The following is a 22,745-nucleotide window of genomic DNA, read 5'->3' as shown; positions in this document are numbered from 1 at the left end:
CACCAGAACGGACACGACGGATATGCCGGTCTTGCGGCATTCGCGCCCGGCCGCCCCGGGCTGCCGTCCGATGACCGGCTGACCAGGCAAAACTGTGGCGCACACCACCGCACCGGGCTTCCCACGGGCCTACGGCATTACCTAGCCTCGGCGGGTGCATCCCAACGACGAGGTGAAGCGTGAGTCGACCAGCAAAGCCCAACCCATCCGTTCGGCCGAGCCGCCATCGAACGACCGGCTAGCTGGCCGGCACCGCACCCCCGCCCGACGGAATCCGCTTCGGCGCTCCACCGCTCGCGATGGGGAAAAGTCCTCGTCCCGGATCAGGTCCGCCGTCGCCTCCACCCCGGTACGGCTGACCCTGGTCACCGGGATCACCTGCTGCCTCGGATTCGTCGCGTTCACCGAGTCGCGCGCGGCCACCACGCCGACGCAACCGCTGCACGCGGCACTGGTCGACACCGCCGCACTGGCCGACCGCGCCGCGGCGGCCGAGAAGCAGGCGGCGAGCCGGGCCGAGCGGGCTCCCCTATCGCCGAGCCCGACCGCGACCACACCGACACCCACCCCTCCGGCCAAGAGCAAGGCGCCGACCAAACCACCGGTGCGCAAGCCGACCAAGCCGGCCAAGCCGAAGCCGGTCGCCGGTCTGGACCAGGCACAGATGGACAATGCCGCGGCCATCGTCAAGGTCGGAATCAAGCTCGGCATCCCCCGGCAGGGCCTGATCGTCGCGATCGCCACCGCCATGCAGGAGAGCAACCTCTACAACCTGGCCAACCCGGCGTTACCGGAGTCGCTGGACTATCCCAACCAGGGCACCGGGTACGACTACGACTCGGTGGGCCTGTTCCAGCAGCGCACCAGCAGCGGCTGGGGCGCCGTCGCCGACCTGATGCGTCCGGCGTACGCGGCCCAGGCGTTCTTCGAGGCCCTGTTGCAGATCCCCGGTTGGCAGCAGATGAGTGTCAGCGGCGCGGCCCAGGCGGTCCAGGTCTCCGCGTTCCCCGACGCGTACGCCCAGCACGAGAGCCGGGCGACCACGATCGTCGCGGCCCTCGTCTGAGCACCGGCGCCGCCACGCGGTGACTCACACCTGGGCCCGGTTCAGGGTCTCCGCCTGCGGTGCGGTGTCCGGCCGGTCCTCCCCCGCCATCGCCCTGGTGGCCGGTACGGCCGACGGCGCGGTCTCCGGGTCGTCCGCCGGGGCGCTGACCACGGTCACGTCCCGGAGGATGTGATCCACCTGCTCCTCGCGCAGGCGTCGGGCGTGCAACGCGGCCTCGAACTCCCGGCGAGCCTGCACCGCCTCCGCGTACACCTGGTCGCGGAGCTGGCGGGCCTCCTCCTGCGCCGCGGTCAACTCGCCCCGCGCTCGCGCCAGGAGCTGGGCGGCCTCCTGCTCGGCCACGGCGAGCAGCTCGCGCATCCGCGCCGGGCCTCGATCCCCCGCCGAGCCGCCGGTGAGCATGCCGTGCAGCCGGGCCGCTTCCTGCCGTACCCGGATCAGCTCGTCACCGGGTCCGGCGGCGACGTCCGCCGGTGCGGCCAACCGGGCCAACCGCTCACTCAGGTCAGCCAGGCACGAGTCAACCTGATCCTGGTCATAGCCCATCTTCGCGATGGAGAAATCCATGCTTTGCCCCCCAGGCAGCGTGTCTTCCTTCACCTGAATCCTCGCCAGCGGCGCGGACCGTCGGGGCAAAATCGCAAAATTATTCATCATTCGACCGGCGCCACCGGCAAGATGCCGTCACCGGCTCAGAGACCGCGATGAACTGGCACAATGCCGCACCGGGGCCGACCGGGGCGCAGGCGGCGGGTCAGTGCCGGCGGGGCAGGACCGCGACCCGGCCGAAGAACTGGTCGATCCGGCGCACCGCGTCGTTGAACTCGTCCAGGTCGATCGGCTTGGCGACGTACGCGTTGGCCTGCAACGTGTAGCTGCCGATGATGTCGGTGTCGGCGTTCGAGGTGGTCAGCACGACCACCGGGATCGTCCGCAGGTCCTCGTCACCCTTGACCGCGCTGAGCACCTGGCGGCCGTCCATCCGGGGCATGTTCAGGTCCAACAGGATCACGTCCGGACGCATCGCCGTGAGATGCCGCCCCTGCCGGCGCAGGAACTCCATCGCCTCCTGGCCGTCGCTGACCACGTCGATCGCCTTGTGCACATCGGAGTCGCCGAGCGCTTCCTCGATCATCAGAACATCACCGGGATCGTCGTCGACGACGAGGATCCGAACCGGAACGGACGTGTCCGCGTGCATGCGTACCTGCCTCGGGTTGGCGGGGAGGGGACCTGACAGGTGCGCACGGGTCGCCAGTGCAGCGCCGGACGAATGCCTTGCCCACAGCGTACGCGCCGAGCACGTGAATGCCGGTGTCCCCCGTACCGGTTTTAGCCCCCGGTGCGCGGGAACGCGCCCACGATGGTGGATCCGGCTCCGACCGGGAGGAGGACACAGTGCCCGACATGGGAATCCCGACGCTCACCCTTCCGTCCGGCGAGGTGATCTCGGCACTCGGGCAGGGCACCCGGGGTCTGGCCGGCGACCCGAGCCGGCGCGACGAGGAGATCGAGGCGCTCCGGGTCGGCATCGACCTCGGCCTGACCGTGATCGACACCGCCGACACCTACCGCGACGGCGGTACCGAGGAACTGGTCGCCGAGGCCATCGCCGGCCGGCGCGACAGCGTCTTCCTGATCAGCAAGGTGGCTCCGTCCGACGACCGCAACGACACCCTCGCCGCCTGCGAGCAGAGCCTCAACCGGCTCGGTACCGACCGGATCGACCTGTACCTGCTGCACTGGCGGGACTCGGGGCCCCTGGACGAGACGGTCCAGGCCTTCACCTCGCTGATGACCCAGGGGCTGATCCGACACTGGGGGGTCAGCAACTTCGACCTGCCGGATCTGGTCGAACTGACCTCGATCGCCGGTGGGACGGCGATCGAGACCAACCAGGTGCCGTACAACCTGGGCCGGCGCGGGATCGAGGCGGACCTGCTTCCCCTGTGCCGGGAGGCGGGTGTGCCGGTGATGGCGTACGCACCCTTCGGGCCGGACGGGATGCTCGACCATCCGGCGCTGTCGCTGGTGGCCGCGCGCCACGGCGCCACCGCGGCACAGGTGGGACTGGCCTGGCTGTTGCGCCAGGACATGCTGTGCACGATCCCGAGGGCGAGCACCCCGGATCACGTACGCGAGAACCGGGGTGCCGCGGACCTGGTCCTCACCGACGACGACCTGCTCGAACTGGACCTGGCCTTCCCGCCGCCGACCGGCCCCGAACCCCTCCGGATCCCCTGATCCAGCCCCGCTGCCACGCCCGCCATCCCGGCGCCGGCAGGGCGGACACGGGTGGGTGACCCGTGTCCGCCCCGGTACGCGAACAGGTGGAGCGGGACGGGGTCAGGTGGTGGAGGGAGCGGGTTGGAGGAGCGTGGTGGGGACCCCGCTGCCGGAGGTGACACGGGCCTGGTCGGCGTCGTCGGGATGGCCGGTGTCCGGCGGTTGGAAGAGGTAGCGGACGAAGTCGGCACCGGGCTCGTTGTCGTCCGCACCCGGCCACTGGCCCACCGAGTCGACACCGATCACCTCTCGGCTCGCTCCGTCCGCATCCTCCACCAGTGCCCAGACCGTGACGGGATAGGAACGGGTGGCATCCGGTGCGAGACGCCAGCGCGAATACCATCCCGGACGAGCGGGGACGATCTCGATGATCCGCTTCATGACGACCTTCCTTCCGCGAGCATTCGGAAGTCTGCCGGTCCAGCTCGATCATGGGCCCGTGCCGGGTGATGTCCCCTCACCCCGCCGGCATGACCCGAACCCGACCACCGCCCGGCCCGCCACGCCCCGCCGTTTCGGCCGTCCGTACGGCGGGAAGGCGCAGGACATGAGCGGAAAGCAGATGGAGGGCGACAACCAGCGGCGCCGCGCGCTCGCTCGACAGGCACGTCAGCGCGGGCAGCGGCCGAGCGGCGCGGGATTCACGCTCGGCTCGTCGAAGCAGCTCGAGAGCCTGGACCAGGCCCGCCGCGACGGTCCGCCGGAGGCCGGCTCCCGTAAGCCGGCCGCGGACCGGGCCGGTCTCGAACCCGCCTCGGTGCCGTCGACCGCCCCACCTGCGTGGCCGCTGCCGGACCCGGACAGCCCCACCGGCGCCGAGGTCGCGGTGATCCAGTACCGGGACCTGGTGACCGACGTCGGCCGCCGGGCGGGGGTCGACTTCGACCAGGCACGCAGCGCCGCGGAGGCGACCGTGCTGGCGTTGGCCGAGGCCCTGGGTGACGCGGACCGGGAACGGCTGCTGGCCGCGGTGCCGAACGAGTTGCACAACGGACTGTCGGGCACCGCCGCACGCCGGCACGACCTGGGCGGCTTCCTGGCCGAGGTGGCCAGGCTCAGCCAGCGGACCCCGGAACAGGCGCGCTACCAGGCCCAGGCGACACTGAGCGCGTTGGCCGACCGTGACCGGGAGCTGGTCGAGTCCCTGGACCTGCCGATCGACCTGCGGGACCTGCTCGGCCCGCCACCGGCCGGTGGTGGTGTGGTCAGCCCGCACGGCCAGACCGCCCCGCTCACCGACGCCGAGCTACGCGCCGCCCTCGCCGACCTGCCGTACTGGTCGGGTGACCGGCGGTCGCTGACCCGGACCATCGAGCTGCCGCCGGAGAACCTCGATCGGGTACTGGGGCGGCTGGCCGCCCTGCGTCCGGAGAACGGCCGGGGGCCGCGGATCGGCCGGGAGAGCCCGTCCACGGCGGTCATCGTGGTCCGTACCGCGCGGGTCGACGCGGTGACCGCGCTCGACATCGACCTCGCCCGGCAGGTGGACGACGCCATCGACGAGGCCGGCGCCGGGCTGAGTTGATCCCGACGCAGACCCTGGCCGGGCTCGTCTTCGCTTCGGTCGGTACCGGCCGGCGGGATCCCCGCCGACCGGTACCGGGTCGATCAGCTACCGCCGGTGAGGGTCACCGAGTCGACGTCGAACAGGGAACCGGAACCACCGGTGAAACGCAGGAACAGCGGTCCGCTGGCCGTCGCGGTCAGGGTGGTGGTGACCGTACGGAAGGTCTCCCAACCACCGGTGTTCGGCACCGCCACCGAGCCGAGCAGGGTGCCGGTGGCCGAACCGGAACGGACCTGGAGCGTGCCACCGGCGCCGGCCGAGGAGATCCGGGCCGAGAAACCGGTACGTCCGGCGGTGCTCACCGACGCGTACCCCGTCCAGTCGCCGTTCTCGATGTAGCCGACGGTCGCGCCGCCACTGGCCCCGCCCTTGCCGACCACCTGGACACCGGACTGCGAGCTGAACGCCTCGGCCTCCACGGTGACCGAACCGCCGCCACCGCCACCGCCGGGCGTGCAGGCGGCCGGGGCCCAGCCCGCCGCGTACCGGATGCCGCCGAGCAGGTGCGCACGGAACGCGCTGTCGGCGTACGAGGCCTGGGTGTGCCCGAAGCCGGTGTAGAACGCCCGTCCGCTCGACTGCGGGTGGCACCAGGCGATCGGGTGGTCGCCCATCGACCCGCCGGAGTAGCTGGACTCGGTCAGGCTGGCCAGCACCCGCACCTGGGCGCGGGGGTTGGTGCGGTAGTTGTACCACTCGTCGGTGCGGGTCCAGGTCTGCGGCAGGTGGGCGGTGGCGGCGTGGGTGCGGTCCTCCACGTTCACGTTCGCCTGCTGGATCGCCGGGTGGGAGGCGAACCAGGCGCCGACGAGTTGGCCGTAGTACGGCCAGTCGTACTCGGTGTCGGCGGCCGAGTGCACCCCGACGAAGCCACCGCCGCCGTTGACGTACGACTCGAAGGCGGTCTGCTGGGCGGCGTTGAGTACGTCCCCGGTGGTGTTGAGGAAGACCACGGTACGGAACCGGGCCAGGCTCGTCGTGGTGAACTGGGCGGCGTCCTCGGTGGCGGTGACGGTGAAGTTGTTCGCCGCACCGAGGTCACGGATGGCCTGGATGCCGACGGGGATGGCGTCGTGGCGGAACCCGGCCGTCTTGGAGAAGACGAGGACCTGGTACGCCGGGTCGGCGGCCTGGGCCGGGCCGGCGGTGGCGGCGACGGCCGTGCCGGCGAGCAGCACGCCGGATGCGGCGACCGCCAGCGCGCGACGGATCGGGAGTTTCATGGTCGGCCTTTCTGATCGGGACGTTGGTAGCCGGGTGGGGGAAACGACCGGGCCGGGCGCGCGCCGCCGCGCTGTCTGCCGGTCGTGGGTGGTGGGGTCGGGCCGGTCGGCTGCCGATGGGCCGCCGGCGTCGGTGGTCGGGTGGCTCGGTGGAGGGTCGGGAAAGGACTAGGGGGTACGGGCCGGTGTGCCACGGGGCACGCCGCTTCGGGGATTACCCACCGAGGTCGGGTCGGCAATCACCCGGTCGACGACCACACCGGCCGCGCCTCTCGCGGCGGCGGTGAAGCCGAGGTCGGAGGCGACGAACCGGCAGTGCGCGGCCGGGCCGGCGACGGCGAGTCGGTCGAGTTCGGCACGGGCGGCCGGGATCAGCCAGTCGGCCAGCGTGGCGAAGTATCCGCCGAGCACGAGCACCCGCGGGTTGACCAGGTTGACCAGGATCGCGCCGCCGAGCCCGAGCCAGCGGCCGACCTCGGCCACCGCGGACAGCGCCACCGGGTCGTCGGCGACGAGTCGCCGGTGCAGTTCGGCGACCCGCTCCTCGGGCACCCGCAGCGGTCCCGGGTCCAGCCCGTACGCCCGGTCCGGGGTGATCGCACGGACGAGTTCGGCGAGTCCGACCTTGGTCTCCCAGCAGCCGGTCCGGCCGCAGCCACAGCGACGCCCGCCGGGATCCACGGGCAGGTGACCCACCTCCCCCGAAAAGCCGTCGTTGCCGCGCAGCAGCCGGCCGTCGGAGATCACGCCACCGCCCACGCCGACCTCGCCGGTCAGGTAGACCAGGTCACGGCTGCCGGCGGCCACTCCGTAGGTGTGTTCGGCCAGCGCGGCGAGGTTGGCGTCGTTGTCGACCACCACCCGCAGGCCGGTCGGGAGGGCCGCGGTCAGCCGCGCCGCCAGCGGTAGGTCGTGCCAGTCGAGGTTGGGCGCGAGGACGACCGTGCCCCGGCCGACATCGACCAGCCCCGGTACCGCCACGGTGACGCCGACCGGTGTGGCGCCGAGGTGTTCGAGGTCGCGCAGCGCGTCCCGGGTGACCTCGGTGAGTGCGGCCACGCACCGGTCCGGTCCGCCCCGGGTGGCGTCGAACGGGATCCGGCGCTCGACCAGCGGCCGACCGGCCAGGTCGGTGCCGTGTACGCCGAGGTAGTCGACGTTGATCGCGACTCCGAGGGCACCGACGCCGGCCCCGTCGAGGGCGACCGCCCGACCGGGTCGACCGGCGGCGCCGGAGTACTCCAGCCCGGTTTCGCGTACCAGCCGGCGGGCCAGCAGCTCGTCGACCAGGCTGGACACGGTCGCCTTGTGCAGACCGGTGCCGGCCGCGATGGCGGCGCGCGAGCGGGGGCCGTGGATCCGGAGATGACCGAGCGTCCGGGACAGGTTGGCGCGGCGTAGCGAGAGCTGGTCGCTGGGCGCGTGCGCCGGTCGGACCTGACCGAAGCGCGGTGCAGTGGACATCGCGACCCCTGATTCGTCTGTTGGTCCGACTAACCAACCATGCGATGCACATCGATATCAAGAGGTGACCGTCATGGATTCCTAACTATTTCGAAACCTGCCGATAACCCATCGTCCGGGGGAAAGATCGACGTCGACGTCGAGGGGCGGACCGGCGGCGGTTAGCGTGACGCCGTGACGACCGAACCGCGGACACCGGCCGCCAGGGCCCGGACCGCGACGACGGAACTCCTGATCGACCGGGTGCGCCCGAACGGGCGGATCCTGCTCGTCGACGGCGTACCCCAGTCGTACGTCGACCTGGTCGATCCGACGTACCTGCACTTCGACTACGTCCGGCGGATGGCCTCGGTGGTGGACGCGGCGGCGGCCAGGGGTGCCGCCCTGCGGGTGCTCCACCTCGGTGGCGGTGGCCTCACCCTGCCGCGTTACGTCGCGGCGACCCGCCCGGACTCGGTCCAGGTGGTGGTGGAACGCGACGCCGCCCTGGTCGACCTGGTCCGGCGCGAGCTGCCGCTGCCCGCCGGTGACCTACGGGTACGGGTTGCCGACGCACGTGCCGCCCTGGAGGCCGAGGACGACGGCCGGTTCGACCTCGTCCTCGCCGACGTCTACCAGGCGGCGCAGATGCCCGAACACGTGGCGAGCGCCGAGTTCGCGGCACAGGCCGCGCGGGTGCTCCGCCCGGACGGCATCTACCTGGTGAACCTGACCGACCTGCCGCTGCTGGCGTTCTCCCGGGTCCAGGCGGCCACCCTGCGGGTCGCCTTCGCCGACGTCGCCGTCATCGCCAGCCGGGCGATGCTGCGCGGACGCCGCTACGGCAACGTGGTGCTGGCCACCGCCCGCGAGCCGGACCGGCTGCCGGTGGCCCGGCTGGTGAACATGGCGGCGCGGGACCGGGTGCCGGGCGGTGTCCTGCACGGCGCGTCGCTGGACCGGTTCGTCGCCGGCACCCGCCCCGCCACCGACGCGACCGGCAACCGTGCCGTGACCGACGCGACCGGCGACCGTGCCGTGACCGACGCGACCGGCGACCGTGCCGTGACCTGAGCGGTCAGCGGGAACCGACCCGGGTGGGCATCTCCGGTGATGAACTCTCCAGCGGTACGGCGTTCGGGGCGACCAGGCCGAGTTGCACCGATGGCCGGGACAGGATCGCATCGAGCAGCCAGTCCACCCCCACCCGTGCCCGGTTGCTCGGCAGGGCCAGCAGGTGGTAGCCACGGGTGACCGCCTTCGCCAGCAGCCCGGACAGCGGCACCTGCAACGGGTTCGCGGCGGCGTCCTTACCGCCGAGGTCCACCACGAAGCCGAGGTCATGGTGCTTGTACGCGCGCCGCCGACCACGCCCGTACGAGGCCGCGATGTTGTGCGCCACGAGCTTGCCCTGCCGCTCGGCATGCTGGGCGGTCATCGGGGTGACCTGGCCGGGGCGGGTCAGGTCGGGCACCGCGGCGGCGTCGCCGCAGGCGTACACCTCGGGGAAGCCTGGCACGCCGAGGAACTCGTCCACGGTCAGCCGGCCCCGCTCGGTGGAGAGCCCCAGGTCGGCGACGAGCGGATCCGGGCGTACGCCGACGCACCAGATCAGCGACCGGGTCGGTACGTACTCGCCGTCGCTGAGCCGTACCCCGTCCGCGGTCGCCTCCTTGACCGAGGTGCCCATCCGTACGTCTATCCCACGGTTGTCGAGGACCCGCTGCGCGGTCACCGACATCCGCTCGGCCAGTTCCGGCAGCACCCGGTCGGCGACGTCGAGCAGCATCCACCGGGGCCGGACGTCGAATCCGGGACGCTGGGCGGTCAGCCGGTCGGTGAAGAGCTGCCCGTGTGCGGCCACCTCGGTCCCGGTGTAGCCCGCACCGACGACCACGAACGTACTGCGCGCGACCCGCTCCCGTGCGTCGTCCGTGGCATCCGCCAACTCGATCTGGCGGACCACGTGGTCGTGCAGGAAGACCGCCTCGGGCATGCCCCGGAAGCCGTGCGCGTGCTCGGTCACGCCGGGTATCGGCAGCAGCTTGTTGACGCTTCCGACGGACAGCACCAGACGGTCGTAGCCCAGTTCCTGGTGGTCCCCCTCGGGCGGGGTGAAGCCCACCCGCCGGCCGCGCAGGTCCACCCGGTCCACCTCGCCGACGATCACCCGTACGCCCGGCAGCGTGCCGGTCAGCGGGACGGTGATCCGGGTCGGCTCCAGCACACCGGCCGCGACCTCCGGCAGCAGGGGCAGGTAGAGGAAGTAGTCGGTCGAGTTGATCAGGGTGATGTCGGCCCGTCCCCGGGCGAGCCGGGACAGCCGTTTCGCCGCGTGGTACCCGGCGAAACCGGCCCCGACGATCACAACACGCGGTGTGGTCATGCCGCTGCCGTTCCCTGGCACAAGCGGGACAAACCTCGGCCCGTGGGCCGGTTCGGACGGCCGGTCCGGGACGATCACGGGCATTGACACCCATCACGTCGATTGATGACGATGATCTCATGGCATCTGACGAGTCACACGGCCCACAGCCCACGAAGCCGACCCGCCGTACCTTCCTCTCCGCCGCCACCGTCACCGCCGCCGCGGCGGTGACGGTGCCACTGGTCGCCGACCCAGCCTCGGCGGGCGGTCACGGCGGGGACGACGGCCCCGGCCGACCGGTCCGGCCGCAGTCCCCCGACCGGGAGTTGCGGCGGCTGCTGGAGGAGGTCGACCAGCGGCGGATCGAGGCGATCGTGCGTCGGCTGGCCGCGTTCGGCACCCGGCACACCCTGTCGAGCCAGGATGATCCGCAGCGTGGGATCGGTGCCGCCCGGGACTGGATCCACCAGCAGCTGCAGAGCTACGTGGCGGGCTCCGGGGGCCGGCTGACGGTCGAGTTGCAGTCGTACATCCAGCAGCCGGCGTCCCGGATCCCGGTGCCGACCCGGATCAGCAACGTGGTCGCGACCCTGCGCGGCACCACCTCCCCGGACCGGGTGTACGTGATCACCGGTCACTACGACTCCCGGTGCACCGACGTCATGGACTTCACCAGTGACGCCCCGGGCGCGGACGACGACGCCTCCGGGGTGGCGGTACTGATGGAACTGGCCCGGGTGATGTCCACCCGGCCGCTGGAGGCGACCGTCGTCTTCGCCGCCGTCGCCGGCGAGGAGCAGAACCTGTACGGGTCGACCTACCTCGCCCAGCAGTACAAGGCTGCCGCCACCGACATCCAGGGCATGTTCAGCAACGACATCGTCGGCAGCAGCCGGGCCGACGACGGCACCCGCGACCCGAAGTCGGTACGCCTGTTCGCGGAGGGGGTGCCGACGTCGGAAACCCCCGGGCAGGCGAGCACCCGGCAGTCGGTCGGCGGGGAGAACGACTCGCCGTCGCGGCAGCTCGCCCGGTTCGTCAGCGACGTGGCGGACAACAGCGCCACCGGGATGAACGTACGGGTGATCTACCGGCGGGACCGCTATCTGCGCGGCAGCGACCACATCGCGTTCCTGCGGGAGGGCTGGCCGGCGGGCCGGTTCACCGAGCCGAACGAGGACTTCGCCCACCAGCACCAGGACGTACGGGTGGTGGACGGCAAGCAGTTCGGTGACCTGCCGGAGTTCTGCGACTTCGGCTACATCACCCGGGTGGCCCGGGTGAACGGCGCGGTGCTGTGGTCACTGGCCCAGGCCCCCGGTACGCCGAAGCGGGCGACGATCGTGACCACCAACCTGACCAACGACACCGAACTGCGCTGGGAGCGCGGTACCGAGCCGGACCTGGCCGGTTACGAGGTGCTCTGGCGGGAGACGACCGAGCCGGAGTGGACGCACGCGATCGAGGTCGGCGACGTCACCACGGTGACCGTCGACCTGTCCAAGGACAACGTCTTCTTCGGCATCCGGGCGGTGGACCGGGCCGGACACCGCAGCCCGGTCGCCTTCCCCCAGCCCGGAAGCTGACACCGCCGTCCGGCGCCTCACCATCGTGACGTCGGTGGTGAGGCGTCCGCGCCGCGACCACGCTCAGGCCGTACGCCGGACGGTCCCCCGGTCGCGGTGGGTGAGCGTCGCGTCGACCGCGAGCACCGTGGCGCCGGCGTAGACCGTGACCGCGCCGCCGATCAGAGCCGCGAGCGCGGCGCGGCGGGAGCGGGAGGCGGTACGCGGGACAGGTCTCATGCCGGTCATTCTCACCGGGTCCGGTCCCCGCCGCCTGAGTCGCGGGGCCCAGGCCCGGTCGGTAAGCACAGGCCCCTGCCGGCCAGGTACACCGGTAGTCGAAACACGCCAACAGGGGTAATGAAAAGCTTGGGGGTATGAGTTCCGAGACCGTACAGCCCGATCCAGCAACCCCCGTCGATGGCGTTGGCGACGACGACGGGTCCGGCACCTTCGCCGACCTCGGGTTGCGGGCCGAGCTGCTCGGCGCGCTGAGCGCCCTCGGCTACGAGGAACCGACCGCGATCCAGCGGGAGACGATCCCGCCGCTGCTGGCCGGGCAGGACCTGCTCGGCCAGGCGGCCACCGGTACCGGGAAGACGGCCGCCTTCGCGCTCCCGCTGCTGCACCGGATGCCGGCGGACCGCCGCTCCGGCGACCCGCTGGCGCTGGTCCTGGTGCCGACCCGCGAGCTGGCCGTGCAGGTCTCCGAGGCGGTGCACCGCTACGGCCGGGAACTCGGCGTCCGGGTGCTGCCCATCTACGGTGGCCAGCCGATCGGCCGGCAGCTTCGGGTCCTCGACGGCGGGGTGGACGTGGTCGTCGCCACTCCGGGCCGGGCGCTGGACCACATCGCCCGGGGCACGCTCCGGCTCGGAGAGCTCGCCACGGTGGTGCTGGACGAGGCGGACGAGATGCTCGACATGGGCTTCGCCGAGGACATCGAGGCGATCCTGGCGCAGACTCCGGAGCAACGGCAGACGGTGCTGTTCTCGGCCACCATGCCGGCCCGGATCGACGGCATGGCCCGCCAGCACCTGCGGACCCCGGTACGGATCGAGATCGGCCGGGCGTCGACGCCGACCGGCACCGCGCCGCTGGTCCGGCAGACCGCGTACGTGGTGGCGCGGGCGCACAAGCCGGCGGCGCTGGGACGGGTGCTGGACGCCGAGTCGCCCACCGCCGCGATCGTCTTCTGCCGCAGCCGGGAAGAGGTGGACCGGCTCACCGAGACGATGAACGGGCGGGGTTACCGGGCCGAGGCGCTGCACGGCGGGATGAGCCAGGAGCAGCGCGACCGGGTGATGGGGCGGCTGCGTACCGGGACCGCGGATCTCCTGGTCGCCACCGACGTGGCCGCCCGTGGGCTGGACATCGAGCAGCTCACGCACGTGTTCAACTACGACGTCCCGTCGGCGCCGGAGTCGTACGTGCACCGGATCGGGCGGGTCGGTCGGGCCGGCCGGCAGGGTGTGGCGATCACCCTCGCGGAGCCGCGTGAGCACCGGATGCTCAAGACCATCGAGCGGGTCACCGGCCAGCGGATCTCGATCGACCGGGTACCGACGGTCGCGGACATGCGTACCCGACGGTTGGAGCTGACCCGGGCGGCCCTGCAGGAGAGTCTGCTGGAGGACGACCTGGAGCAGTTCCGGGTGATCGTGGAGACGCTGACCGACGAGTTCGACGTGATGGAGGTGGCGCTGGCGGCGGTGAAGCTGGCCCACGAGGCGTCCGGGGTGCCGGTCGACGACGAGGAGATCCCGCAGGTCACGCTCCGGGGCGAACGGGACGGCCGGACGTCGCGGGACAGTCGCGGGCGGGACGGCCAGCGTGCCGCGCGACCCCGCCAGGGCAACATGACCTGCCTGTTCATCGGGGTGGGGCGGCGGTCCGGCATCCGGCCGCAGGACCTGGTCGGTGCGATCACCGGCGAGACCCGGGTGAGCGGGCGGGAGATCGGCTCGATCGAGATCGCCGACCGGTTCTCGCTGGTCGAGGTGCCGCAGGCGGCAGCCGACGAGGTGATCACCCGGCTGCGCGGCACCACCATCAAGGGCCGCAAGGCGACCGTACGCCGGGACCGGGAGGGCAGCCGCGAGTAGGACCCACGGCCGCCCGTACGGGATCAGGACCGGAGTTCGACCGGGGCCGCCGGAATGGCCGGGGTCCCGGCGGGCTGGGGCTGCCCCAGCACCTCGGCGATCTCCGCGATGACCCGCCTGGCCTCGGGTATCGGGGTGAGCACCCAGTCGTGCAGCATGCCCGGGTACTCGCGCAGGACGATGTCGGTGCCCTGGTCGGCGGCGAGTTGCCGCAGCCGCCGGGCGTCGGGGTTGAGCACGTCCCTGGTGCCGGTGAACAGGGTCACCCGGCCGAGGTCGCGCAGCGGACCGTTGATCGGGCTGACCTCGGCCACCGAGGGCAGGTCCGGCAGGGCGTACAGGTGCCCCAGGGACCTGAGGTGGGCGGGTTTCAGCAGCGGGTCGCGGGGCGCGATCGCGGGGATGTCCGGGTTGGTCATGGTCGCGTCGAGCCAGGGTGAGAGCAGGACCAGGTCGCCGGGTCGGGCTTCGCCCACCGGCAGCGACTGCACCAGCGCGAGCGCCATGCCTGCGCCGGCCGAGTCGCCGACCACCGCGAGCCGGTCCGCCGCCCCGAGCGCCGCGACCCGCCGGTAGAGGCGTTGGAGGGTCGGGAACACGTCCCGGTGACCGTACTCGGGGGTCAGTGGGTAGATCGGCACGGTGACGGTGCGGTTGGTCCGCTCGGCCAGCCGGGCGACGAGGTTCCAGTGCCCGGCGCCGATCTCGGTCGCGTACGCGCCGCCGTGCAGGTAGAGGATCTGCCCGGCGTCGCCGCCGGAGACCGGCGTGACCACGTACGTCGGCCAGTTCTCGAAGTCCTGCCGCTCCACGGTGACGTGCCGCAGGATCGGTGGACGGTGTCCGTTCGGGTCTCTCGGCGGGGCCGAGGCACCGATGAATCGCTTGGGCGCGAACTGCCACCGCTTCACGCCGGCCAGGGTCAGCGAAACGGTGAGGATGCGACTGCTGATGCTGTTCACGGTCTGCGCTTCCTTCGTCTTCACGAGTTTTCCTGGGACGCCGGGCGGGCTCCGGCGGGGCGGGCGGGACTCACCGCGCCCGTACCCGCTGCCAGACGCGCGATCCGCGTACCCGGTCGCGCACCCGGACGAGCCCGCGCCGGGGTCGGTCGGCCAGTCGTTTCGCCCAGGGGAACTCCCGGCCGAGCAGGGACAGGCCGGCGAAGATGGTCAGCCAACCGGGTCCGGGCAGCACCAGCATGGCGAGTCCGGCCAGGATGACCGCCCCGCCGGCGACCGCGACACCGATCCGGCGCAGGGTCCGGTTCCGTCCGGGTCGGCCGCGATGCCGGACGAGGCGGTGACCCGTCGCACCACGCTGCCGGACGAGGTTGCCGGTGTGCTCCCGGACGGCGCGGCCACCGGCGCGGTGCCCGGCGATCGCCGGGGTGGGGCGCAGTGCGGGGAGCAGGAGCGGGATGACCGCGAGGATGGTGGCGGCGACGACGCCGTCGAGCCAGTAGTGGTTGGCGGTGGCGACCACCACGACCAGGGTGATGGCCGGGTGGATCAGCCACAGCCAGCGCCACCGGCTCCGGGTCACGGCGATGAGTCCGGCGGCGACCAGCAGCGCCCAGCCGACGTGCAGCGAGGGCATGGCGGCGTACTGGTTGGTGAGGTCGTCGGCGGTCGGTGAGCCGTAGACCGACGGCCCGTACCGGGCGGCGGTGTCGATCATGCCGGTTTCGGCGAGCATCCGGGGCGGGGCGAGCGGGAAGATCAGGTGGACCACCAGGGCCACGCCGGTCAGGGTGGCGAGGGTGTTCCGGGCCCGGCGGTAGTAACCGGGCCGGCGCAGGTACAGCCAGACCAGGAAGGCGACGGTCGCCGGGAAGTGCACGTACGCGTAGTAGCTGTTCGCGGTGCGCAGGAGTGTCTCGCTCTGCGCGAGCAGGTGTTGCAGGCTCCCCTCGTCGGGCAGGCCCAGGGCCCGCTCGAGGTCCCAGACCCGGTGGGCGTTGGCCATCGCCGCGGGTACGTGACCGTCGGCGATGAGCCGGCCCAGGCTGTACGCGGCCCAGAGCGCGGCGACCAGGAGCAGTTCCCGGAGCGCCCCGAGCGCGTACGGGAGGGCGCGCTGCCGCCGGGCCGGGACGGGGGCGGGATGCCGTACCTCGATGGCGGGGCCGACGGCGGTCGGTGGGGGCGCGGCATCGACGGGGTGCCGCGCGGGCGCCGGGCCGAACTCTGCGAGGGGTACGGGCATGGTGGTTGTCCCCACGGTTGATCTGCTTTTTACCAGCTAGTAGCTTCTAAAGTCCGAGCACCTATCCTTGGGCTAGCTAAGCTACAACCTGAAACGCCGCTGGGAGCGGGTCTGATGCCCGAAAGTTCCGCACGACACACTCGCCCGAGCCGCGTACCCGTCCCCGTCCGGCGGCGGTAAGGTCTCGTCTCAACCCGCCAGGCCCACCAGCCGGTCGACCAGGTCGACCGGGGCCGGAAGCTCGCTCATCCGCCGCGCCGTCGCCTCGGCCGCCCCGCGTACCGACCGGTCGCGCAGCACCGCGCTCAGCACCTCTGAGTCGACCTCCTCGGGCTCCACCTGCCGGCCGACGCCGTGCCGGGCCACCAGGTCGGCGTTGACGAACTGGTCGGCACCGTGGGGCAGGACCAGTTGGGGGACGCCGGCACTGAGCGCGGTCATGGTGGTGCCCGACCCGCCGTGGTGCACCACCGCGGCGCAACTGGCCAGCATCGGGTGCAGCGGGGTCCAACCGACCGGACGTACGTTGCCCGGCAACCGGCCCAGCGTGGCCAGGTCGGCGTCCTCGCCCAGCGCCAACACGAACTCGGCGTCCACGCGTGCGGCCGACGCCAGCAGCCCGGCCAGCCCGCCGACCCCGGCCAGCCGGGGCACCACCGTGCCGAGGGTGACCAGCACCCGGGGCCGGGTCGGCGGTTCCCACAGCCAGTCCGGCAACAGGCCACCGGCGTTGTACGGCACGTACCGCATGGACCAGCCGGTGCCGCTGCCGGACATCAGCTCCGGCGGGGCGACGTGGATCACCGCGCGGCGGGGCAGTTCGAGCGGCACCCCGTGGCGCTCGAAACTCTCCGCCAGGTACGGCAGGAAGCGGGCGGCGAAGTCGTCCTCGCGCAGCAGGTTGAACCCGTGCTCCACCGCCGGTACGTCGAGCATCCGCGCCACCAGCAGGCCCGTCCCCTGGAGCCGGGAGTGCACCACCAGGTCCGGACGCCACCACCGGGCCAGTTGTACGGTCCGGTCGGCCATCACCGCCGACACCTGCCCGAAGGTCCGCAACAACAGATCGTGGGTACGCCCACCCGCGCGGGCGATCTGCCGGCCCCGTTCCCTCATCCGGCGTGCCCGCCCGGCCGGTTCGCCCACCGTCCCGGCGAAGATCCCGTCGATCGCCGTGTCCGGCGCGGTGGCCACCGCCGCCAGACCGGCCCGGATCGCGGCACCCACCCCCTCGGCCGCGGTGGCGACCAGCACCTCGTGGCCGGCCGCACGCAGCGCCCAGGCCAGCGAGATGGTCGGGAACAGGTGGCCGAGCCCCGGCGAAACGGTGAACAGAACGCGCATCCGAATTTCTCCCCACTGGCTGATCAAACGTATTTCCGATAGCCGGAATCAGCACCTGACCGGACTGTCCGGCGGCGCTTTCGATGGTTGACACGGGTATCCATGATTGCTAATTTCTCAGCCATTACCCCGGCGATTTTCCCCCTTCCCAGCCGGAATGACCGCACCCTCACCGAAATGGAGACTCGGCGTGCCCGAACCGGTCGACATCCCCTTTACACCGGACCTGCACCTACGCCTGTTGTTGAGCCTCGACCGGGGCCAGAACGTACAGCGCGCGGTCACCGACGCGGTCCGCCCCGGAATGCGCGTCCTCGACGCCGGGACCGGCAGCGGACTCCTCTCCTTCATCGCGTTGGCGGCCGGTGCCGCCACCGCCGTCGGCGTCGACCGGCACCACGTGGACCTGGCCCGGGCAATAGCGGAGCACAACGGACTGGGTGACCGGCTTTCGTTCGTCGAGGCCGACCTGGCGGACCTGGAGTTGTCCTCGTTCGACCCGCCGAAAGGGTTCGACCTGCTGCTGGCGTTCATCCACACGAACAATCCGCTGATCGACGAGGGTCGGTCACGACTGGTGTTCGAGCTGCGGGACCGGCTCTGCGCCGACGGTGCCACGGTCGTGCCGGGCGCGGTCCGCTACCGGGCGACCGGATGTGACCGGCGGGACTGGGACCTGCACACCGAACTCACCGACCTGGAGGAGACCGCCGCGGTAATGCGCGGCGCGTACGGCCTGGACTTCCAGCCGGTGACCGACGCGGTACGGGAGGGGCTGGCGATGCGTCGGATGCGGCCCGTCGACGCGGTGGCGCACACCTGGCGCTCCCCCACCACCATGGGCGCCATCCGGTTCCCGCGTACCGACGTGCGGCTGCTCACCGAGGCACACGACTTCGCCACGTTCGACTACTCCGCACCCGCCTTCACCGGTTTCCCCCCGCAGGTACGGCTGCGGGCCGCGGTGCCGGGGCGGCTGACCGGGGTGATCTGGACCCAGGAACTGCTCTACGCCGGGGTGCCGGTGTGGACGACGGAGTCCTACAGCCCGCTGGCCAGCCCGGTCGCGGTGGTCACCGGTGACGAGCTGACGATCGCCACCGGCGACGAGTGGCGGGCGACGAACGTCCTGCACAGCCGGCCGACCGGCGAGACGGTCGAGGATCACTCCCACCCGATGTAGTCCTCGAGGAAGGCGGCGGCGTACGACGGGGAGGCGAAGATCCGTTCCAACCGGGCCCGTTGCACCCGGTGCAGGAACGGCGCCTCCCGCGTGCCCAGACCGGGCGTGTTGACCAGGTCCATCATCCAGCCGACAAACTCCTGGGCCCGCCAGATCCGGGCCAGTCTGGTGTCCGAGTAGGCGTCCAGCCGGGCGGGAGTGCCACCGGTGAACCGCTCCACCAGGGCGAGGGCGAGTTCCTCCGCGTCGGCGAGCGCGATGTTGAAGCCCTTGCCACCGACCGGCGGGACGATGTGGGCGGCGTCGCCGGCCAGGAAGAGCGGGCCGTACCGCAGTGGTGCGCAGACCAGGCTGCGCATCCGTACGCTGCTGGTGGACAGGATCGGGCCCTCGTTCAGGGTCCATGGACCGTCCAGGGTCAGCCGGATCCGGATCTCCTTCCAGATCCGCTCGTCCGGCCAGTCCGCCCGGCTGTCCTCCCGGGGACACTGCAGGTAGAACCGGCTCACCGTCGGTGTCCGCCGCACGTGCACGCAGGACCCCGATTCGTGGATCGCGTTGATCACACAGTCGTTGGACGGGGCGGCCTCGGCGAGTACGGCCAGCCAGGCGTAGTCGTACTGGTACTCGTACGCGTTCAGCGCAGACCGTGGGATGGCGCGGCGGGCGACGCCGTACTCGCCGTCGGCCCCGACCACGACCTCGCAGCGCAACTCGGTCGGGCCGGTGCCGGTGTCCGGCTCGAGCAGGATCCGGGGCCGGTCGCCGCCGAGGTCGGCGATGGCCACCGCGGAGGTCTCGAACCGCAGGTCGCCACCGGCGGCGAGGAAGGCGTCGATCAGGTCCCGGACCAGGAACTGCTGCGGGTAGATGTAGTGCGTCCGGCCACCCGCGACGGGGTCGTAGGCCAGCGGGTACCGCTGGCCGCCCATCCGGAACTCGATCCGGTCCTCGACCGCACCGGCGGCCAGGAGACCCGCGGCGAGATCGTGGCGGCGCAGCAGTTCCACCACCCGGTGTTCGACCGTGGCACCGCGGGCACGTTGTTCGACGTAGGCCCGGTCGCGCCGCTCGACCACCACACAGTCGATCCCGGCCCGTTGCAGCAGGACCGCGACCAGCATGCCGGCCGGGCCCGCGCCGACGATGCCCACCCGGGTACGTCCGGTCATGCCGTCGCGCTCCGGCCGTCGACCCCGGTGAGGGTGAAGAGCCGTGCCCGCATGATCTGCCGCAGCGCGTCGGTGCCGGACTGGGTGGTACGGCCCTGCGAGTTGGCCGCCATCCGCAGGCTGGGCAGCACGTCCCCGCCGAACCGGGCGCAGATGAACCGGTGTGCGTCGTACGCGTCTATCGTCGCGTCCACGAACTCCTCGAAGTCCTCGCCGGTGCGCCCCGGTCCGAGCCGGGCGAGAAGGGCCCGCAGTTCGGTGAAGAGGCCGGTCAGGAAGGCGTGGTCCCGGGTCTGCAAACCGCTGAATCCGGCCCGTACGGCGGGCGGGGCCATCGCCGGGCGGACCAGCTTGTCGTAGTCGACCGGCCCGAAGTCGGCGGTGAACCTGATCGCCGCGGCCGAACTGCGCATGAAGTCGCTGGCCACCCCGACCGCCGCTCGGGCCTCGGTCTCGTCGCCCCGTTCGGCGGCGCCCACGAAACAGTTGAGTCCGACGATCACGCCCTGCACCACGGCGAAGAACAGCTGGTGTCCGACCAGCCAGCGCTGGTGGGGCGGGGATTCGTCGACCGGTCGGGTCGGCATCGGCGGCACACCGTCGGACACGGGCACGCAGGCGTACCGCAGGATGCTCTGCAGGCCGGCGAAGAGGTTCCGCCACTGGGCGCCGTCGAGATTCGACACACCCATCTCACAGGCGTTCTGTCGCACCAGCGAATAGGTACGGACAAGGCCACGGAGAAACGCTTCCGCGGGTTGCCTGCGTACCCGACGTACCTGGAAATAGCGGTCGTGCTCGGCGTACTCGGAATTGGGGTCGGCCGACGGGTCGCTATCCTGGGGAAAGTCCTCCACGCCGTTCCACGGGTCACCCGGATCGGGCGCGGAATCGACTGCGAATACGCGGGACAATGTATCGGCCAGCGCGCGGTCGGTCACCGCGGCCCGTATCTCGGACCGGCTACCCGGAAGCAGCGCCGGATACGGTAAGCACAAGAAACCTTCAGGCACAGACGTATCGCCCTTCTGGCAGCCCAGCCCGGTCGGGTAGCACCACACCGGCAGCGTCACGACAAGTTCCCCTGCCATTTCGCGCCATCGGTGGATTGGTGAAGCGCATAGGAATTCTCACGTCTTCGATGACGGGTGTCAATCCCTGAAGATCTCGGACGAGGCCCACGCCATATGACGTGCATTTTGCGTTCGTGTTGCCGGCGACGGGACGACCGGGGCCGGACCTGCCCGTCGGGTGTAAACCTGTGGTTCACAGTGCTACGGTCGGGGCGGCAACACCGGACACCCGAACGTGGAGGGACATCCCATGACCCGAGAGACTCGACCGCTCGACCGGCTCGCGGCGTCCGAGTACGACGAGCTGCGGGGCCCGGCCCGGAACCTGGTACGCCGGATCACCGATCGGGTCGCCGACCACCCGACAGCCGGTGGGCCGGACTCCGGGCCGAAACCGGGTGACGTCGACGACGAACAGCTCCACCGGACCACGTACCTGCGTCGGGTCGGTGCCGGGCAGCTCACCGATGCCCTGGTCAACGAGTTGATCGACGAGTGCGCCGCCGAGGACGCGGCGGACGCGGTGTGGCTCGGCGCGAGCCTGGCCGACCTCGGCTCGGTCACCGGCAACAGTCGGCAGGCCGCGCGCAAGCGCTGGCCCGACCTCGGGCAGATCTACCGGACCCGACGTTGGGTCGCCGGTCACCACGCGGATCTGGTCACCGTGATCGAACAGGTGCTCGACCACGGCGGCGAACTGACCGCCGCCGACGGCCAGGGCGAAACGCTCGACCGGGCGGTGCCGGCCCTGCGGGACGCACTGGCGAGAACCCTCCGGGACCGTGACTCCGGCTCGGTCGTCGACCCCGGGACCGGGCGTCCGCTGCGCTGGCGGCACCTGGCCGAGACGGTCGACGTCCACCTGCGTACGGTCGTGCGGGTCGGCGTACCGACCACGCCGGCGGCGGCCACCGCGCTGGCCGGCGCACACGGCGTGCTCGCCTACTACGACTCGGTCACCGCCGAGCCGGCAACCGCGACGGCGTGACGGCGGTGCGGGAGAACGGCGCCACTGGCATGGTCACCAGGTGGCCGGCGACTCCGGTGGCATCGGGACCTGCACGAAGACCGCTCCGCGGAGATCCAGCCAGGCGCTGGTCGGGGTGCGCACCAGCCGCATGACGACCTCCTCGCAGCCCGGACAGCGGGCCACCAGGCCCGGCGCGTGCCGGTACACCCGCATCTCGGCGAGGGGACCGGTCAGTCCGCAGTTCGCACAGCGGCCGGTGGCCGCGGTGAGGTCCACGGCGAAGAGTTCACGCATCGGACCGGCGAGCATGTTGCCGTCGGCGTACTGCTGATCGGTCATCTCAACCTCCGGTGGGTCCGAATCGCTCGGTCTTGACCCGGCGGGGGTCGTGACCGAGGGCGACGAGGATGTCGGCGACCGTCTCGACGAACCCGGTCGGGCCGCAGACGAAACACTGCGGTTCGAGTTCCGCTGGCCAACCGTGGCTGTTCACCTCGGCCACCCCGATCCGGCCGGCCAGCGCCGGCCAGCCGTCCGGCGTCTGCCGGGTGTAGACGTACGCCACGTCCAGTCCGCCGTCGTCACGGGCCCGTCGGCGCAGTTCGTCGGCGAAGTAGACGTCCCGGTCGGTCCGTACCGAGTAGATCAGCCGGAACGGGACCCGGCTGCCGGCGACACGTCGCGCCCGTACCATCGCCATCAGCGGCACGATGCCCGAGCCACCGGCGACCAGCAGGACCGGCGCGGTGTCCGTGGCACGCCAGACGAACCAACCACCAACCGGTCCGCGGATCTCCACCGGGTCGCCGACCGACAGCACCTCGACCAGGTACGGCGAAACCTCACCGTCCGGCACCCGCTGTACGGTCAGCTCCACCCGGTTCCCGTCGGATGCCGAGGCGATCGAGTAGGAACGCTCGGCGCGGTAGCCGTCCGGTGCGGTGAGTCGCACGTCGACGTGTTGACCGGGCAGGTGGCCGGGCCAGTCCGGCACCTCCAGCACCAGCGTGCGCGAGGTTTCCGTCTCGTTCCGGGTCTCGACCAGCTCGGCTACCCGCCAGCTGGCCGCCCGGTTCAGTCGCCCTGGTACCGCTGCTCGCGCCACGGGTCACCGTAGTCGTGATATCCGGCCGTCTCCCAGAAACCCGGCTCGTCGGTCAACAACAACT

Annotated in this window: 22 protein-coding genes and 1 pseudogene; 8 read left to right on the top strand and 15 right to left on the bottom strand. The window is 71.7% G+C overall.

From position 1 onward, the window contains the following. Positions 1–154: 154 nt before the first annotated feature. Positions 155–1,066, top strand: coding sequence for a hypothetical protein (locus ACWEFB_RS34385; protein ID WP_452292195.1), 912 nt, complete (start codon positions 155–157; stop codon positions 1,064–1,066). 24 nt (positions 1,067–1,090) lie between these two features. Here ACWEFB_RS34385 and ACWEFB_RS34380 read toward each other — a convergent pair whose 3' ends face one another. After that, entirely contained in the window at positions 1,091–1,636 is a 546-nt protein-coding gene (locus ACWEFB_RS34380; protein WP_452292193.1) for an ATPase, read from the bottom strand. Positions 1,637–1,823: 187 nt separating this feature from the next. Then, the gene (locus ACWEFB_RS34375; protein WP_452292191.1) at positions 1,824–2,270 is read right to left on the bottom strand and encodes a response regulator; all 447 of its coding nucleotides are present in this window, start codon (positions 2,268–2,270) and stop codon (positions 1,824–1,826) included. A 206-nt stretch (positions 2,271–2,476) separates the two neighbouring features. On the opposite strand from ACWEFB_RS34375, the gene ACWEFB_RS34370 reads away from it, so the two are divergent. After that, complete coding sequence (locus ACWEFB_RS34370) at positions 2,477–3,313, top strand: aldo/keto reductase (RefSeq protein ID WP_452292243.1); 837 nt, start codon at positions 2,477–2,479, stop codon at positions 3,311–3,313. A 102-nt stretch (positions 3,314–3,415) separates the two neighbouring features. Here the strand turns inward: ACWEFB_RS34370 and ACWEFB_RS34365 are convergent, their stop codons facing one another. Then, a complete protein-coding gene (locus tag ACWEFB_RS34365) occupies positions 3,416–3,736 on the bottom strand; it encodes a hypothetical protein (protein ID WP_326558247.1) in 321 nt (106 codons plus the stop codon). Between the two features lie 166 nt (positions 3,737–3,902). Here ACWEFB_RS34365 and ACWEFB_RS34360 point away from each other — a divergent pair, with 166 nt between their 5' ends. Next, on the top strand, positions 3,903–4,880 hold the full coding sequence (locus ACWEFB_RS34360) for a DUF2267 domain-containing protein (RefSeq protein WP_452292188.1): 978 nt from the start codon (positions 3,903–3,905) through the stop codon (positions 4,878–4,880). An 83-nt stretch (positions 4,881–4,963) separates the two neighbouring features. Here ACWEFB_RS34360 and ACWEFB_RS34355 read toward each other — a convergent pair whose 3' ends face one another. Further along, a complete protein-coding gene (locus ACWEFB_RS34355) occupies positions 4,964–6,145 on the bottom strand; it encodes a ThuA domain-containing protein (protein ID WP_452292186.1) in 1,182 nt (393 codons plus the stop codon). A gap of 168 nt (positions 6,146–6,313) precedes the next feature. Further along, a complete protein-coding gene (locus ACWEFB_RS34350) occupies positions 6,314–7,609 on the bottom strand; it encodes an ROK family protein (protein ID WP_452292184.1) in 1,296 nt (431 codons plus the stop codon). A gap of 174 nt (positions 7,610–7,783) precedes the next feature. Between ACWEFB_RS34350 and ACWEFB_RS34345 the strand changes: the two genes are divergently transcribed. After that, positions 7,784–8,662 carry a spermidine synthase gene (locus tag ACWEFB_RS34345; RefSeq protein WP_452292182.1) on the top strand — a complete coding sequence of 293 codons (879 nt, stop codon included), beginning with the start codon at positions 7,784–7,786 and terminating at the stop codon, positions 8,660–8,662. A gap of 4 nt (positions 8,663–8,666) precedes the next feature. Here the strand turns inward: ACWEFB_RS34345 and ACWEFB_RS34340 are convergent, their stop codons facing one another. After that, on the bottom strand, positions 8,667–9,974 hold the full coding sequence (locus ACWEFB_RS34340) for an NAD(P)/FAD-dependent oxidoreductase (protein ID WP_452292180.1): 1,308 nt from the start codon (positions 9,972–9,974) through the stop codon (positions 8,667–8,669). A 119-nt stretch (positions 9,975–10,093) separates the two neighbouring features. On the opposite strand from ACWEFB_RS34340, the gene ACWEFB_RS34335 reads away from it, so the two are divergent. Next, a complete protein-coding gene (locus ACWEFB_RS34335) occupies positions 10,094–11,542 on the top strand; it encodes a M20/M25/M40 family metallo-hydrolase (protein ID WP_452292178.1) in 1,449 nt (482 codons plus the stop codon). A 63-nt stretch (positions 11,543–11,605) separates the two neighbouring features. Here ACWEFB_RS34335 and ACWEFB_RS34330 read toward each other — a convergent pair whose 3' ends face one another. Further along, positions 11,606–11,761, bottom strand: a complete 156-nt coding sequence (locus ACWEFB_RS34330) for a hypothetical protein (RefSeq protein ID WP_452292176.1) — start codon at positions 11,759–11,761, stop codon at positions 11,606–11,608. A 137-nt stretch (positions 11,762–11,898) separates the two neighbouring features. Here ACWEFB_RS34330 and ACWEFB_RS34325 point away from each other — a divergent pair, with 137 nt between their 5' ends. Then, positions 11,899–13,626 (top strand): DEAD/DEAH box helicase, encoded by a 1,728-nt coding sequence (locus ACWEFB_RS34325; RefSeq protein ID WP_452292174.1) that lies wholly within the window; start codon positions 11,899–11,901, stop codon positions 13,624–13,626. Between the two features lie 23 nt (positions 13,627–13,649). Here ACWEFB_RS34325 and ACWEFB_RS34320 read toward each other — a convergent pair whose 3' ends face one another. The 3 genes from ACWEFB_RS34320 to ACWEFB_RS34310 form a co-directional block, all read right to left on the bottom strand. Continuing rightward, entirely contained in the window at positions 13,650–14,612 is a 963-nt protein-coding gene (locus ACWEFB_RS34320; RefSeq protein ID WP_326558239.1) for an alpha/beta hydrolase, read from the bottom strand. A gap of 46 nt (positions 14,613–14,658) precedes the next feature. Further along, positions 14,659–15,834 (bottom strand): phosphatase PAP2 family protein, encoded by a 1,176-nt coding sequence (locus tag ACWEFB_RS34315; protein ID WP_452292172.1) that lies wholly within the window; start codon positions 15,832–15,834, stop codon positions 14,659–14,661. Between the two features lie 189 nt (positions 15,835–16,023). Next, positions 16,024–17,178, bottom strand: coding sequence for a nucleotide disphospho-sugar-binding domain-containing protein (locus ACWEFB_RS34310; RefSeq protein WP_452292170.1), 1,155 nt, complete (start codon positions 17,176–17,178; stop codon positions 16,024–16,026). A 190-nt stretch (positions 17,179–17,368) separates the two neighbouring features. Between ACWEFB_RS34310 and ACWEFB_RS34305 the strand changes: the two genes are divergently transcribed. After that, positions 17,369–18,361, top strand: a complete 993-nt coding sequence (locus ACWEFB_RS34305; protein WP_452292168.1) for a methyltransferase domain-containing protein — start codon at positions 17,369–17,371, stop codon at positions 18,359–18,361. Here ACWEFB_RS34305 and ACWEFB_RS34300 read toward each other — a convergent pair. Both ACWEFB_RS34300 and ACWEFB_RS34295 read right to left on the bottom strand, forming a co-directional pair. Next, complete coding sequence (locus tag ACWEFB_RS34300) at positions 18,343–19,533, bottom strand: 4-hydroxybenzoate 3-monooxygenase (protein WP_452292166.1); 1,191 nt, start codon at positions 19,531–19,533, stop codon at positions 18,343–18,345. The genes ACWEFB_RS34305 and ACWEFB_RS34300 overlap by 19 nt on opposite strands. Beyond that, positions 19,530–20,390 carry a hypothetical protein gene (locus ACWEFB_RS34295; protein ID WP_452292164.1) on the bottom strand — a complete coding sequence of 287 codons (861 nt, stop codon included), beginning with the start codon at positions 20,388–20,390 and terminating at the stop codon, positions 19,530–19,532. The genes ACWEFB_RS34300 and ACWEFB_RS34295 overlap by 4 nt, the downstream gene beginning before the upstream one ends. A 466-nt stretch (positions 20,391–20,856) precedes the next feature. On the opposite strand from ACWEFB_RS34295, the gene ACWEFB_RS34290 reads away from it, so the two are divergent. Continuing rightward, the gene (locus ACWEFB_RS34290; protein ID WP_452292162.1) at positions 20,857–21,594 is read left to right on the top strand and encodes a hypothetical protein; all 738 of its coding nucleotides are present in this window, start codon (positions 20,857–20,859) and stop codon (positions 21,592–21,594) included. A 33-nt stretch (positions 21,595–21,627) separates the two neighbouring features. Here the strand turns inward: ACWEFB_RS34290 and ACWEFB_RS34285 are convergent, their stop codons facing one another. The 3 genes and pseudogenes from ACWEFB_RS34285 to ACWEFB_RS34275 all read right to left on the bottom strand — a co-directional run. After that, on the bottom strand, positions 21,628–21,915 hold the full coding sequence (locus tag ACWEFB_RS34285; protein WP_326558232.1) for a DUF6510 family protein: 288 nt from the start codon (positions 21,913–21,915) through the stop codon (positions 21,628–21,630). 1 nt (position 21,916) lies between these two features. Continuing rightward, positions 21,917–22,681, bottom strand: a complete 765-nt coding sequence (locus tag ACWEFB_RS34280) for a ferredoxin reductase (protein ID WP_452292159.1) — start codon at positions 22,679–22,681, stop codon at positions 21,917–21,919. Continuing rightward, positions 22,651–22,745, bottom strand: a pseudogene (locus ACWEFB_RS34275) (molybdopterin-dependent oxidoreductase); the annotation flags it as partial. The pseudogene ACWEFB_RS34275 and the gene ACWEFB_RS34280, both read right to left, overlap by 31 nt.

It is taken from the genome of Micromonospora sp. NPDC004704 (genome assembly GCF_053601675.1).
The sequence above is the reverse complement of the archived record's forward strand: the minus strand, read 5'-3'. Positions and strand labels throughout refer to the sequence as shown.